The organism is Cellulomonas telluris, from assembly GCF_004886325.1.
Taxonomy (GTDB): domain Bacteria; phylum Actinomycetota; class Actinomycetes; order Actinomycetales; family Cellulomonadaceae; genus Cellulomonas; species Cellulomonas telluris.
This window is the reverse complement of sequence record NZ_QXFN01000002.1, coordinates 403,668-417,166: the sequence shown is the minus strand read 5'-3', so window position 1 is coordinate 417,166 and position 13,499 is coordinate 403,668. Positions and strand designations below refer to the sequence as shown.

General features: G+C 75.2%; 12 protein-coding genes. 2 read left to right on the top strand and 10 right to left on the bottom strand.

Annotated features, from left to right (window positions below; genetic code table 11):
* Positions 1 to 16: 16 nt before the first annotated feature.
* Genes FB586_RS07210 through FB586_RS07200 form a run of 3 tightly spaced genes read right to left on the bottom strand, consistent with a single transcriptional unit; the run spans position 17 to position 3,168 of the window.
* Positions 17 to 916, bottom strand: a complete 900-nt coding sequence (locus FB586_RS07210; RefSeq protein ID WP_136518635.1) for a carbohydrate ABC transporter permease — start codon at positions 914 to 916, stop codon at positions 17 to 19.
* Positions 913 to 1,848, bottom strand: coding sequence for a carbohydrate ABC transporter permease (locus FB586_RS07205; protein ID WP_136518634.1), 936 nt, complete (start codon positions 1,846 to 1,848; stop codon positions 913 to 915). Before FB586_RS07205 ends, FB586_RS07210 begins: the two co-directional genes overlap by 4 nt.
* Positions 1,849 to 1,872: 24 nt before the next feature.
* Positions 1,873 to 3,168, bottom strand: coding sequence for an ABC transporter substrate-binding protein (locus FB586_RS07200; RefSeq protein ID WP_168800488.1), 1,296 nt, complete (start codon positions 3,166 to 3,168; stop codon positions 1,873 to 1,875).
* Between the two features lie 237 nt (positions 3,169 to 3,405).
* Here FB586_RS07200 and FB586_RS07195 point away from each other — a divergent pair, with 237 nt between their 5' ends.
* Together FB586_RS07195 and FB586_RS07190 are read left to right on the top strand one after the other, a co-directional pair.
* A complete protein-coding gene (locus FB586_RS07195; RefSeq protein ID WP_222928312.1) occupies positions 3,406 to 4,431 on the top strand; it encodes a LacI family DNA-binding transcriptional regulator in 1,026 nt (341 codons plus the stop codon).
* 109 nt (positions 4,432 to 4,540) lie between these two features.
* On the top strand, positions 4,541 to 5,866 hold the full coding sequence (locus FB586_RS07190; protein ID WP_136518633.1) for a Calx-beta domain-containing protein: 1,326 nt from the start codon (positions 4,541 to 4,543) through the stop codon (positions 5,864 to 5,866).
* 48 nt (positions 5,867 to 5,914) lie between these two features.
* On the opposite strand, the gene FB586_RS07185 is transcribed toward FB586_RS07190, so the two are convergent.
* The 7 genes from FB586_RS07185 to FB586_RS07160 form a co-directional block, all read right to left on the bottom strand.
* The gene (locus FB586_RS07185; protein ID WP_136518632.1) at positions 5,915 to 6,493 is read right to left on the bottom strand and encodes a hypothetical protein; all 579 of its coding nucleotides are present in this window, start codon (positions 6,491 to 6,493) and stop codon (positions 5,915 to 5,917) included.
* Positions 6,490 to 7,797, bottom strand: coding sequence for an HsdM family class I SAM-dependent methyltransferase (locus FB586_RS07180; protein ID WP_136518631.1), 1,308 nt, complete (start codon positions 7,795 to 7,797; stop codon positions 6,490 to 6,492). The genes FB586_RS07185 and FB586_RS07180 overlap by 4 nt, the downstream gene beginning before the upstream one ends.
* Before the next feature lie 79 nt (positions 7,798 to 7,876).
* A complete protein-coding gene (locus tag FB586_RS19365) occupies positions 7,877 to 8,038 on the bottom strand; it encodes a hypothetical protein (protein ID WP_168800487.1) in 162 nt (53 codons plus the stop codon).
* A 73-nt stretch (positions 8,039 to 8,111) separates the two neighbouring features.
* Positions 8,112 to 9,203, bottom strand: a complete 1,092-nt coding sequence (locus tag FB586_RS07175) for an NAD(P)/FAD-dependent oxidoreductase (protein ID WP_136518630.1) — start codon at positions 9,201 to 9,203, stop codon at positions 8,112 to 8,114.
* A gap of 50 nt (positions 9,204 to 9,253) precedes the next feature.
* Entirely contained in the window at positions 9,254 to 10,240 is a 987-nt protein-coding gene (locus FB586_RS07170; RefSeq protein ID WP_222928311.1) for an MsnO8 family LLM class oxidoreductase, read from the bottom strand.
* Positions 10,241 to 10,286: 46 nt separating this feature from the next.
* Complete coding sequence (locus FB586_RS19790) at positions 10,287 to 10,937, bottom strand: Atu4866 domain-containing protein (RefSeq protein ID WP_222928310.1); 651 nt, start codon at positions 10,935 to 10,937, stop codon at positions 10,287 to 10,289.
* Entirely contained in the window at positions 10,934 to 13,096 is a 2,163-nt protein-coding gene (locus tag FB586_RS07160; protein WP_136518629.1) for a DEAD/DEAH box helicase, read from the bottom strand. Before FB586_RS07160 ends, FB586_RS19790 begins: the two co-directional genes overlap by 4 nt.
* Positions 13,097 to 13,499 lie beyond the last annotated feature (403 nt).

Below are 13,499 nucleotides of genomic sequence, written 5' to 3'. Positions count from 1 at the left end.
GCCGGTCCGTCGCCGGCTACTTGATCGCGCCCTGCGTCACGCCCGCCATCACCCAGCGCTGCGTGAACAGGTACACCACGATCGCCGGCGCCATGGCCATGAGGTACGACGCGAACGCGACGTTGTAGTTGCTGCTGAACTGCGTCTGGAACACGCTCTGCAGCACCGGCAGGGTCTGCATCGTCGAGTCGGCGGTGATGAGCGACGGCATCATGAAGTCGTTCCACGAGGCCAGGAACGCGAAGATCGCGACCGTCGCCGCCATGGGCGCCATCATCGGGAAGACGATGCGCCGGAACACCGTCCACGTCGACGCACCCTCCAGCTTCGCGCTCTCCTCGAGCTCCTCGGGCAGCCCGCGCACGAACGCCGTGAACAGCAGCACGCTGAACGACAGCTGGAACATCACGTGCAGCAGCGCGACCCCGACGGGGTTGTCGAGGTTCACCATCCCCGTGAGCTTCACCTGGGAGAGCGCGAGCACCGGGAACGGCAGGAACATCGCCGCGAGCAGGTAGAAGAACGACGCGCGGAAGAACCGCCGGTCCCAGTTGCGCGCGATCGCGTACGCGGCCATCGAGGCCAGCGCGACGGTGCCCACGACGGTGACCGCGGTGACGAACACGGAGATCGCGAAGCCGCGCGGGAAGTTCGTCAGGCGCCACGCCTCGACGAACCCCTCGACGCTGAGCGGCGACGGCAGCGAGAACACCTGCCCGTTCACCGACTGCGCGGTCGTCTTGAACGCCATCGTGACCGTCGCGTACAGCGGCAGCAGCACCGCGACCGTGCAGACCAGCAGCACGACGGTCCCGGGCCGGTTCGGGTGCTCCTCCTTGCCCTGCCACACCAGCCGCCGGCGGCGGCGCACCGGCACCTGCGCCGGTCCGGTGGTGAGATACGTCTGCTGGGTCATGAGACCGACGCCTTCCCGCGCGTGACGCGCAGCTGGAGCAGGGCGAGGACGACGGCGATGAGGAAGAAGACCGTCGCGTTGGCCATCTGGTAGGCGTAGTCGCCGCCGGTGAAGCCGGAGAAGATCGTCATGGCGACGCTGCGCGTCGCGGTGCCCGGACCGCCGTTGGTCAGGCCGACGATGATGTCGTAGGCGTTGAGGAAGTTCTTGAAGCCGATGATCACGTTGATGACGACGTAGCCCGCGACGAGCGGCAGCGTGATCGACACCAGGCGCCGCCACGACGAGGCGCCGTCCATCGCCGCGGCCTCGTAGACCTCCCCGGGGATCGACAGGATGCCCGCGATGTAGATGAGCAGCGCCGACGGGATCGCCTGCCACGCCGTGACGAAGACGATCGTCAGCCAGGCCAGGTCCTCGTTCGCGAGCAGGCTCTGCGACAGCCAGCCGACGCCCGTCCACTCCCCCAGCTGCGGCAGGGAGTTGGAGAACAGGAACTGGAAGACGTACGCGATGATGATCCCGGAGATCACCATCGGCAGGACGAACACGGTGCGCAGCGCGACCTTCGCGCGGATCCGCGACGTCAGGCCCACGGCCAGCAGGAACGCCACTGCATTCACGACGAGCACTGTGACGAGCGCGAAGCCGATCGTGAACCCGTACGAGCTGAGGATCGCCGGGTCCGACACCATCGCGATGTAGTTGGTCAGCCCGATGAACCGGAACTCCCCGAACCCGACCGAGTCGGTGAAGCTCAGGGTGATGCCCATGACCGCCGGGACGGTGATCGCGAGCGTGAACAGCACGAGCGACGGGACGAGGAACAGGTAGAACGTCGCGCCCGCACGGCGCCGGCCGGTCCGCTCGCGCGGGGGCGGGGCGCCGCCGCGCGTCCGGGCGCCGGTGGACGGGGCGGTGGTCGTGGCCATGTGCGGTCTCCGGTCTGCCGGCGGTCACTCGGGGACGGACGAGCGGAAGGCGAGGCGTGACCAGTCCGCGTCGAGCGTGCGCAGCACCGGCAGCGGGTCGGCGCCGGTCGCGATCGACTGCGCGTAGTTCTGCAGCGGGATCGACTGCGGGATGAGCTGGGACGCGCCGAGGTAGAACGCGGCGCGGTCGTAGTACTCCTTCAGCTCCACGAGGGTCGAGTTCGTCACCGGCGCCGCCTCCTCGGTCACGCCGAAGCCGAGCGCCTGCGCGTTGTACGCGTCGATGACGTCGGGGCGCATGAGGAACGCGAGGAACTCGCGCGCGGCCTCCTTCTTGCGCGAGCCCTCGGGGATCCACAGGGCGAGGTCGATGTTGACCCGCACCTTGCGGTCGTCCGGGTCCTCGGTCATGGGCAGCGGGAACGCGCCGACGTCCAGCTCCGGGTTGGTCTTCGCGATCTCCGTCAGGGCCCACGGCCCCTGCAGGTACATGGCGGCCTCGCCGTTCGCGAACGCCAGGTTGCCGTCCCCGTAGCCGCGGCTGGCCGCGTCGCGGTTCGACCAGCCGACGAGCTGCGTCATGCGCTCGACGGGCTCGACGAACTGCTTCTGGAACGCGACCGGCGACCCCGGCCCCACGTCGTCGCCCTGCTCCTTGAGCTCGGTGAAGAACTCGGTGGTGTCGAGCAGGCCGCCGACGGAGTAGTCGAAGTGCCCCTGCGCGATGGTCCACGGGTCGCGGAACGTGCTGTAGATCGGGGTGACGCCGGCCGCGGTGAGCGTCTCGCACAGGGTGACGAACTCCGACCACGTCGTCGGCGGCTGCACGCCCTGCTGCGCGAAGATCTCCCGGTTGTAGAGCACGGCCGCCGCCATGAGGGAGTACGGGATGACGCTCGTCCGGCCCGGGTACGTCGCGGTCACGTCGATGAGCGGCTGCAGGTCCTCGAGGACGCGACCGGCCTCCGGCATGTCGCCGAGGTCGCTGAGGACGCCCCGCTCGACGTAGCGGGAGATCTCGAAGTTGTAGTTGAGGCAGCCGAGGTCCGGCGGCGACTCCCGCACGAAGGAGCCCGCGAGGTTCGACGTCGCGTCGTGCCGGACGCGGACCGCCGACTGCTCGGAGTGGAACTGCTCGATGAGCTGGTCGAAGTAGCCGATGACCTCGGGCTTCGACTGGAAGAACGTGATCTCGGTGGGGCCGGACCCGGACCGGCCGGCGCAGGACGAGAGGGCGAGCGTCGCACCGGCGACCCCGAGGCCCTGCAGGAAGGACCGGCGCGTGAGGCCGGGCGCGGCCGGGGGCGGGAGGGAGGGCACGTCGTCTCCTCGGGTGGTCGGCAGGGCCGACGGCTGCGCCTGCGGGCGCCGGACGTCGGGGTCGCGCGACGTGCGCGCTGTGCGGATGACGACGTCGTCACCCGGATCGGTCCACCTCGAGCCGGAAGCGTTTCCGGACGATTCACCCTCCCGCCGCCCGACTCCGCTGTCAAGCGCACGCCGTGGAGCACCCGTCCGGGCCTGCTGGTCGCAAGCGCTTCCGGCTACAGTCGACCGGTGGCCGACGCGCACCTGAGCCTCGCCGACGTCGCCCGCCTCGCCGGCGTCTCCCCCGCCACCGCCTCCCGCGCGCTCAACTCCCGCCCGGAGGTGGCCGAGGCGACCCGCGCCCGGGTCCTGGCAGTGGCACGCGAGCACCACTACGTGGCGTCCCCCGAGGCGTCGGGGCTGGCCTCGCGGACCACCGGCCGGGTCGCCGTCGTCGTGCCGCACCTGTCCCGCTGGTTCTTCGGCGCGCTGCTCGAGGGGCTCGAGGCGCGGCTGCGTCGCGCCGGCCTCGACGTCCTGCTGTACCACGTGCCCACGCGCCGCGACCGGCACGACTTCTTCGAGCGGCTGCCCGCCCGGCGCAAGGTCGACGCGGTCGTCGTGCTGGCGTTCCCGGTCTCGGAGCACGAGCAGGCCCGGCTGGCCATGATGGGCGTCGGCATCGTCGCCGCCGGCGGGCAGGTGGCGGCCTTCCCCCACGTCTGCATCGACGACCACGCGGCCGCCCGGCAGGCCGTGGACCACCTGCTGTTCCTGGGGCACCGCCGCATCGCGATGATCGAGGCGGTGGACCCGGAGTCGGCGGAGTGGCGGGACGGCATGGGCCGCACCACCGGCTACCACGAGGCGCTCGCCGAGGCCGGGGTCGCACCGGTCCCCGAGCTCGTCGTCACGGTGCCGTGGGGCGAGCAGCACGGCGCCGACGCGATGTCCCGCCTGCTCGGGCTCCGCGAGCCGCCGACCGCCGTGTACGCGCACTCGGACGAGGTCGCGGCCGGGGCGCTCGCGACCCTCCGGCGGGCCGGCCTGCGCGTGCCGCAGGACGTCTCCGTCATCGGCATCGACGACCACCCCCTGGCCGCACTGCTCGACCTGACGACCGTCGCCCAGCCCGTGCGGGAGCAGGGCGAGGCCGCCGGGCAGCTCGTCGTCGACCTCGTCGCCGGGCGGGACGTGCCGCGCGGACGGGCCGTCCCGACGCGGCTCGTCGTCCGGGGCAGCACCGCGCCGCCGCGCGCGTCGGCCGGCGCCTGACGCGCGCCCGCAGTTCACCCGTTCGCCCATCCGGACGCACCGCCGCATGTCCGGCATCCGGGGCACCGGCAGGGGTCCCCCACCGCGTCCCCGCCGCTAGCGTGCGCGCGTGCGCCGAACCCCCGCCTCCCTCGCCGCGGCCCTCCTGCTCGCCGCGGCGCTGCCGACCGGTCCGGCCGCGGCCGCGGTCGCCGACGACCTCCCGTTCGGCACCGTCGTCCCCTTCGTGACGTGCGTGCACTGGGTGCCGGGTCCCGAGGACCCCATGGTCGGCGGCGAGCTCATCGTCGCGTACGGGTACGAGAACAGCCTGTCCGTCCCCGTGACGATCCCCGCCGGGAGCGACAACTTCCTCGCCCTGGGGCGGAGGGACCGCGGCCAGCCGCGCGTGTTCCTGCCCGGCCGGCACGAGGCCGTCCTGCTGGCGCGGTACGACAGCCCGGTCGGGCACTGGGTGCTCAACGGCACCGACGGCGGCGCCCTGTTCAGCCACCCCGCGTGCGGCACCGTGTCGACGACGTCGCTCGTGCTGCCGGAGGCGGCCACGGCGGGCGCCCCCGTCCCGGTGACCGTCACGGTCCGCACCCCCGTGCTCACCGCACCGACGCCCGGGACGGTCGGTGTGGCGGTGGACGGCGTCGTGGTGGACACGGCCCCCGTGGACGCGAGCGGCCGCGCCCGCCTCACGCTGCCGGCCGCCGTCGCCGGCACGCGTACCGTCACCGCGACGTACACGCCCGCCGCGGACGCGGGCGTCGCCGGGTCCAGCACGTCGTCGCGGCTCGAGGTGGTCGACACCGGCACCGTCAGCACCGGCGACGTGGTGCTGACGCCGGCGTCGGCCCGCGTCACCGTGACCCGCACGCGCGACGCGGGCACGGCGACCGTCGACTGGACGACCGCCGACGGCACGGCGCGCGCGGGCGAGGACTACACGCGCGCGTCCGGGACCGTGACGTTCGCGGCCGGGCAGACGACCGCCACGGTGGAGGTGCCGCTCGCGCCGCGCGCGGCCGGCGCGCCGCAGGAGCAGCTGTTCGTCCTGCTGCAGCGGTCGTCCACCGCCGTGGGGACCGCGAGCGCGGTCGTGACGTTGCCGGCCGGCCCCGGTGGGGATGGCGGCGGTGACGGCGGTGGGCAGGGCGACGGCGGTGGGCAGGGCGACGGTGGTGGGCAGGGCGGCGGCGCAGGAGCCGGCGCGGGTGGCGGCGCGGGCGGGAGCGGTGGCGCGAGCGACCCCGTCGCGCCGGCGGGCGGCACCGCGGGCACGCCCGGTACGCAGGGCGTGCAGGACGCCGTCGTGGGCCTGGCCCTCGCGCTCACCGGCGCGCGGGGCGGCGGGCTGCTCGCGGCCGGGGCGGGTGTCGCCGCCACGGGCGCGCTGCTCGTCCTCGCGTCACGGCGCCGCCGGGCCCCGCTCGGCGGCGCCCGCTGACGGCCTCCCGCGGGGAACGCGGCGAGCCCCGGCTCTGCCTGCCCGCCCTCACCGCAGCCCGAGGACGACCTCCGCGGCGTACCCCTCCAGGTCGAGCACGGTCTGCTCGACCTCGCGGTACCGGCGGCGCAGCGTCGTGGCCGCCTGCGCGACGGCGTGGACGCGGTCCCGGTCCGCGGCGGGCGGGACGGGCAGCGCGAGGGTCAGCAGGTCCCGCACGGTGACGCGCGGCAGGTTCACGCCGCCGACGAGCCGCAGGACGTCGGCCGTGAACGGGTCGCTGCGCATCTGGAGCGCGAGCAGGTGGGCCGCGTCGGGCTCGACCGGACGCAGCGGCACCAGGTCGATGCTGCAGACGCCGGCCGAGCGGGCGACGACGCACTTGCGCAGGTTGGGCCGCAGCTTGCCGTAGAGGACGTCACCGGCCTCGAACGCGAGCTTGGGCGAGCGCAGGTGGGCGTCGCCGGCGCGCGTCCCGGTGTACTCCCCCGTCCCGGCCTGGACGTGCTCGAGGCCGAGGTAGAGGGTGTCGGCGTCGATGCGCTCGGGCGGCAGCTGGGTGCGCACCGGCAGCAGCAGCTCGCGCAGGGGCGTCCACCGCCACCCCGCCGGCAGGTCCCACGTCACCGCAGCAGCCTCGCGAACGCGTCGATCTCGGCCTCCAGGGCGGCCGTCGCCGCGCGGGCCCGCAGCAGCAGGTCGGCCCCGGTCGGCCCGCCCGGTGCGGTCGGGGCCGCCGGGGCGTCGAGCGGGATGTAGCGGCTGGGGCTGAGGTTGTAGCCGGACCGGCGCAGCTCGTCCGCGGGGACGCGCGCGTGCGGGACGGACGAGCCGTCGCCCCGGATGAGCGCGAGGGCGCCGGGCAGGTCGTCCCGGTCCGTGGGGCGCCGCTTGTCGTCGAGCGTGTACCCGTCCGCGTCGACCCGCACGAGCAGGACGTCGTCAGCCGGGGCGTCGTTGCTCCACAGCAGCAGCGCGGTCCGCACGTCCGTGTAGGGCCGGAACACGCCCGCGGGCAGCTCGACGACGGCCCGCAGGCGGTTCGACTCCAGCAGGCGCGAGCGGATCCACGTCGGGGCGTGGCCGGTGGCGGTGAGGACGTTCGTGGGGACGACGACACCGGCGCGGCCGCCGGGCACCAGGCGGCGCATCGTCAGCTCGAGGAACAGCAGCTCGGTCCGCGTCGTCCCGCTCTCGTACTCGCGCACCCGCTCGGGCGCGACGGTGCCCGCGAACGGCGGGTTCGCCAGGACGACGTCGGCGTCGCGGGTCGTGACGGCGAGGCTGTCGCCGTGGTGGACCTGCCCGGACCCGATCCCGTGCAGCAGCAGGTTGGTGCGGGCGACGCGGGCGACCGTCGCGTCGACCTCGTGGCCGACGTAGGCGCCGGCGGCCCCGCGCCGGTGCTCGTGCGCGGCGATGAGGAACCCCGCCGTGCCGGCCGCCGGGTCGAGCACGACCTCGCCCGGCTGCGGGTCCACCGCGGCGACGAGGAGCTGGATGACGTGGCGGGGCGTGCGGAACTGGCCGAACCGGCCGGCCGTGCTGAGGTGGTTCAGCACGTGCTCGAACACGTCCCCGAGGATGTCGTGGTTGCGGTCGCCGATCTCCAGCGCCGCGACCTCGCGCAGCACGTGGTCGAGCGTGGCCAGGTCCGACCACGTCGACGCGGCCGACGCCTCGGGGCTCGCACCGATCCCGAAGGCCGACTGCACCCGCACCATCGTGCGCGCGACGGCGCCGGCGGATCCGGCGGCGACGTGCTCGCGGACCTCCGCCCACTCGGAGGCGGCCGGGTGCGTCTCGGCGAGCCGGCGCAGCAGCAGGACGGTGCTGACGTACTCGACCGCGGTCAGGGGGTTGCTGACGCCGCTGGCCCAGATCCGGTCCCACATCGCGTCGACGCGGCGTCGGACGGGCTCGGGCAGCACGGGTCAACCCTGGCAGATCGGTGCGTGGCAGCGGCCGCTCCGCCACGCGGTGGCGGAGCGGCCAGGTCGGCGGGACGGCTCAGGGACGCCCGGTCCGCCCGGCGGGGCCACCGCGGTGCGTCACACGGCTCAGCAGATCCTTGGCCTTGCGCTGGTTCTCCGGCTTCGCCATCTCGCGCTTCGCGATCTGCGCGGCCTTCAGCGCGATCCCGCTCTTCATCGCCTTGCCCAGGAATCCCATGTCTTCCTCCTTGTTCGGCGTCCGGGACGACGGTACGGCCGCTCGGGCCTGTGCGCTCGTCGTCGCGCCCCGCTCAGCCCTCGCGCCCGAGCCGGGCGTCGTGGTGCCAGTCGGCGGGCACCGACCCCGACAGGGCCGCCGTCGCCAGGGCCTCGCCCAGCACCGGGGCCTGCTTGAACAGGTTGTGCCCGGCGACGGCCGTCACGCCGTCCTCGCCCCAGATCCCGACCCCGTCCTCGCCCCAGGGCAGCGCGGTGACCCAGCAGTGCACGTGGCCGACGGGCTCGGGGCGGAGTCCCGGCAGCGCCCGCGCGACGTAGGCGACGGTGCGCTCGGCCAGGGCCGCGAGCTCCTCGGGGTCCTCGACGGCGCCGCCGGGCGCCGCGGGTGTGTGCCCCGCGAGCCCGACGCCGTAGCGGCGCGAGCCCGGGTACGGGGACGCGTAGACGCCCGTCTCGCCGAACTGCCCGCTGCCGTCCTGGAACGTGGGCAGCGGCCCCGTGCCGCCGTCGGCACGCTCGAACGTGACGCGGACGTGGGCGCCGAGCTCGACCGGCAGGTCGAGGCCGAGGCCGGCGGCGAGGGCGGCCGTGCCGCGTCCCGCGGCCAGCACGACGTGGTCGTACGCGTGCGCGCCGGTGCCCGTGCGGACCTCGACCGCGCCGTCGTCGCGGCGGCGGACGGCGAGGACGTGGTCGGCGACCAGCACGTCCGCGAGGCGACTGGTCAGGGCCTCGACCGCGGCGCGGGTGCGGATGGCGCCGCCGTGCACGTCGAGCATCGCGGGGCCGTCGTAGCCGGCCAGGACGGGCAGCCGCTCGTGCAGCTCGGCGGCGGACAGGGGCCGCGCGGGGGCGTCCGGGAACCCGGCGAGGGTCTCCAGCTTGGTCTCGACGCCGTCGCCGATCGCCACGGCGCCGTCGGGCGCGACGAGCTCGACGCCGAGCTCGTCCTCCCACTCGCGCCACAGGGCACGGCTGCGGACGACCTGCGCGACGAGCCGCGGGTCGGCGTGCGCGTGCCGGAAGATCCGCCCCTGACCGGCGGACTGCCCGCCGCCCGGCGGCCCCGACTCCACGAGGGTCACGTCGGCGCCGCGGCGCTGCAGCGCGAAGGCGGTGGACAGGCCGATGATCCCGGCACCGACGACTGCGACACGAGGCACTGCCCCAGCCCACCACGGACCCGGCGCAGCCGCCCGCCGTCGTCCTGGCGCTACCGGAACAGCCCGGCCAGCGCGGCGTCCGAGGCGGCGAGGGCCGCCCGGTCGTACGTGCTGCCCGCGGCCACGAGCTCGGCGGCCCCGGTGCGCTCGAGCAGCTCGGCGAGCCGCGACCCCACCCGGGCGGGCGAGCCCGCGACCGCCGCCGCCGCGGTCTGCTCGAGGTACTCCTGCTGACGCGGGGTGCGCCGGGCGGCGCGGACCGCCGCGACCGGCTCCAGCGGCGGGAACTCGCCCGTCGTCCGGCTCCGTGCCATCGCCCACGCCTCCGGCAGCAGCAGGTCGGCCGCCTCGGCGTCGGTGTCGGCGACCAGGACGTCGAGGCTGATGGCCACCCACGGCTCCGCCTGCTGCGCCGACGGCCGGAAGGAGCGCCGGTACCCGGCGAGCGCCGCCAGCCCCGGTTCCGGGTCGCCCGCCACGCCGAGGACCGGTCCGCCGACGATCACCGGCAGGCCGAGCTCGGCCGCGACCTGCAGCCCGCTGCCCGTCGCGAGGACGTACATCGGCACGCGCGCCACCGGCTGCGGCCGCAGGGTGATCTCCGCCGTCCCCTCCAGGTAGGCGCGCAGCTCGGCGAGGTCGGCGGCGAAGTCGCGGTCGACCTGGCGCAGGGCGCGTCGCACCGGCGCGGTGAAACCGGGTGAGCGCCCCAGCCCCAGGTCGACCCGCCCGGGGGCGAAGGCGGACAGCGTCGTGAACTGCTCGGCGACCACGAGCGGCTGGTGGTGCGGCAGCATGACGCCGGCGGAGCCGAGCCGGATCGTCGTCGTCGCCCCGGCCACGGCGGCCAGCAGCACGGCCGGCGCCGCCCCGGCGACGCCCGGCACCCCGTGGTGCTCGGCCACCCAGAACCGCGCGTAGCCGAGCCCCTCCGCACGGGTCGCGCGGGCGACGGTGCCCCGCAGGGCGGCGGCGTCGTCCTCCCCGACGCGCGTGCGCGACCGGTCGAGCAGGGACAGGTGCGGTCGGTCGGTCACGACAGGTGCAGCGTCGTCGGCCCGCCGGTTCTTCCGCCGACGACGGCTACGCGCCGGTCCTCGTCATCACCATGCCGGCGTGGTGCAGCGTCCGGCCGAGCAGCTCCCCGAACGCCCAGAACCCCGTGTCGTCCAGGTAGGTGATCCGCCCGTCCCGGACCCAGAAGCGACCGGTGTAGGCGTCGACGCGCCCGCTGCGGGTCTCGGAGTAGCGGCCGTCCGGCCGCAGGTGCTGGACGACGTCGCGCCCCGGGTCCTCCCACGCGCCCAGCCACGCGTCCCGGGCGGCCGCCTCGGCGAGGTCCTCCCCGGCGGGGCGCGTCGGTCGGCCGTCGAGCACCTCGGCGTGCCCGCGGACGTGCACGGCGACGAGGTCCGCCGGGTCGACGACGAGCATGGTCCGGATCTGCGACTCGCTCACCCGGCGACGCACCAGCGCGAAGGTCGCGACGTTGCCGGGCACGAGGTCGTACACCCCGCGCTCGGCGGGCGGGCGCTGCGCCACCGCGCTGTCGACCACGAGCGGGACGGCGTGCGCACCCGGCGCGGCGACCACCTCGACGTCGCCGTCGGGGCGGTCCGGCAGGAAGACCCCGTCGGCGACGACCAGCTCGCGGTCCACGACCGTCCCGGGTGTCTCGTGCACGCGCGCGCCCGTGACGACGAACGGGTGCCCCGGGGGCAGCACCGCCGTCACGCGGTGCGCTCCGCGGCGAGCGCGTCGGTGAGCAGCGAGACGAGCGCGTCCAGCTGCACGTCCGTCGACGCCTCGCCGTCCTCGACCGCGGCCCCGTCCAGCGCCCGCGCCGCGAGCCCCGCCTTGCTGTCGATGAGCTCGGCGATCTTCGCGTCGATGGTCTGCGCCGCGATGACGCGCCACGCGGTGACGGGCTCGGACTGGCCGATGCGGTGGATGCGGTCGATGGCCTGGGTCTGCTCGGCGTCGGTCCAGGACAGCTCGGCCAGCACGAGGTTGGACGCCACCTGCAGGTTCAGGCCCACGCCGGCGGCGGTCAGCGAGCAGACGACGACCTGCACGTCCGGGTCCTCGGTGAACGCCGTGATGTTCTTCTCCCGCACCCGCGGGGTCTGGTCGCCGCGGATCGACGCGTACCCGATCCCGCGGTCCGCGAACGTCTGCTCCGCGGTGTCCATGACGTCGACGTGCTTGGCGAAGAAGACGACCTTGCCGACGTTGCGCGCCAGCTGGGCGGCGTAGTCCGCCGCCAGCCCGGCCTTCGCCTGGCCGATGCGGCGGACCATCGTGAAGACGTTCTCGCCGCCGGCCTTGTCGCTGGAGTCCTTGAGCTCGGCGGCCGCGACGCGACGGGCGAGCTCCAGGTCGACGCCGTCCACGACGGCGGCGTCGCCGCGCGCCTCCAGGGCGGCCCGGTACCGGCCGACGAGCCGGCGGGCGAGCACCTCCTCCGCGGCTCGGATGGAGCGGCCGACCGCGCCGTCGAGCTCGACGGGCAGGTCCGCGACCCGGCGGGCGGGGATGTCGGCGACCACGTCGACCTTGCGGCGGCGCACGATCCCCATGTCGACGACCGCGGCGCGGGCCGCGGCGGAGAACCCGCGGTCGGCCGGCGTCAGGCCGGTCTCCTCCAGCGCCGTCATCAGCCGGCCGAGCGGCTTCTCGTCGTCGATCCAGCCGAGGTACTGCCAGATCGCCCGGAAGTCCTCGATGTCGTTGATGAGCGGGGTGCCCGTCAGCGCCATGAGCAGCGGCCGGGCGGTGCGCTCGCGGATCCGCTCCGACAGCGCGAGCACGTGCTGGGAGCGCTGGGACGTCTTGTTCTTGATGAAGTGCGCCTCGTCGACCACCATCCCGCGGAACCCGAGGTCGCCCAGCCAGCCCACGTGCCGGTCGAGGATCTCGTAGTTCACGATGACGACGTCCGCGAACGCGTCGACCTGGTCGCCGTCGCCGTGCACGACCGTGGCCCGGCGCAGCGGCGTCCACAGCCCCACCTCGTGCGCCCAGTTCGTCTTCACGACGTTGGGCACGACGACCAGCAGGGGGAAGGCGTCGGCGGCCTGGGCGGCGAGCAGCGCCTGGGCCGTCTTGCCCAGGCCGGGCTCGTCGGCCAGCAGGAACGTGCGGTGGCCGCGGGCCGCGGCGGCGACGACCTGCGCCTGGTGCCGCATGAGCTCGCGGCCGCGGGGGGTCGGCACCGCGCGCGGCTCGGGCAGCGGCATGCACGCCGGTGCGCCAGGGCTCGCGTCCTCGAACGACCGGAAGAGCGGCTCGAGCAGCTCCCAGCCCGCCAGCCGGCGGGGCCGGGCCAGGCGCTCGGCGGCCGCCTCGAAGTCGGGGGCGAGGAACGGGTTGGCCATCTGCCGCGCGATCGCCGAGCGGGGCACGACGCGCTTCTCGGCTCCGGGCACGGGCGCGGGCGGCGGGGTCGGCTCGGGCTCCTCCGGCGCCTCCAGCCCGGCGGCGCGCAGCACGGTCGCCCGGTAGGCGCGCGCGGCGTCGGAGACGCGGGCGTCCTCGGAGAGCAGCGCGAGCAGGGAGGTGTCGCGCGCGGCGATCCGCGCGAGCAGCGTCGCCAACCCCTCGAGGCGCTTGAGCTGCTCGGAGCGCTTGGCCTGGCTCAGGTCGCCGTCGGCCATCACGCGTGCCCGCTCCTCGCGCACGAGCAGCGCGGCGACCTGGAACTTCGTCCGCACGGCGGCGCGCGTGGGCGCACGGCCGACGGCGTTCTCGACCTCGCGGGTGATGCCGGCGAGGACGGGGATGATCCCCTCCTCGTCCGGGTGCCTGCTGCGGCGTCGCTCGTCGGCGCGACCCCCGCGTGGGCCTCCGGCCGGGCGCGCACGACCGGACCGCCGTTGCCCAGCTCCTGCCACATCTCCTCCTTCGCACCCCCGCGCCTCGCGCGTGGGTGCAGCACGCCGTGCCCACGTCGGCCAGGTCCGGTCGCCCGGGGCGCGCCCCGCTCCTCGGAGGCGGACGCGCTCCGAGGCGCGCGCCGACGTGCGAAGCCGTCGCAGCCTCGCCCTCTGCGTCACGCGCAGGCCTGTGCCGAGCCGGTGGTGCCACGCGGCCGGACGTCGGGCGCACACCACGGGGGGCACGGTCCGGCCTGCTCCATCACCTGCTGACGTGCAGCCTACCGCTGAGTAGCCCGCGGACCCCGCCGGCCACGGCGGGCGCGGCCGGCGGCGGGACGGGTGAACCTCGTGGTCGCGCGGGAGAAGCCCCTCGCCGGCACCCCGCTGATCGCTACGCTCCCCCGGTCTCGCCCGGGGC

Bases quoted from the DNA above. Each gene is read 5' to 3' on its own strand.
- FB586_RS07210 (WP_136518635.1), bottom strand. From the start codon at position 916: ATGACCCAGCAGACGTATCTCACCACCGGACCGGCGCAGGTGCCGGTG.
- FB586_RS07205 (WP_136518634.1), bottom strand. From the start codon at position 1,848: ATGGCCACGACCACCGCCCCGTCCACCGGCGCCCGGACGCGCGGCGGC.
- FB586_RS19365 (WP_168800487.1), bottom strand. From the start codon at position 8,038: ATGGGATTCCTGGGCAAGGCGATGAAGAGCGGGATCGCGCTGAAGGCC.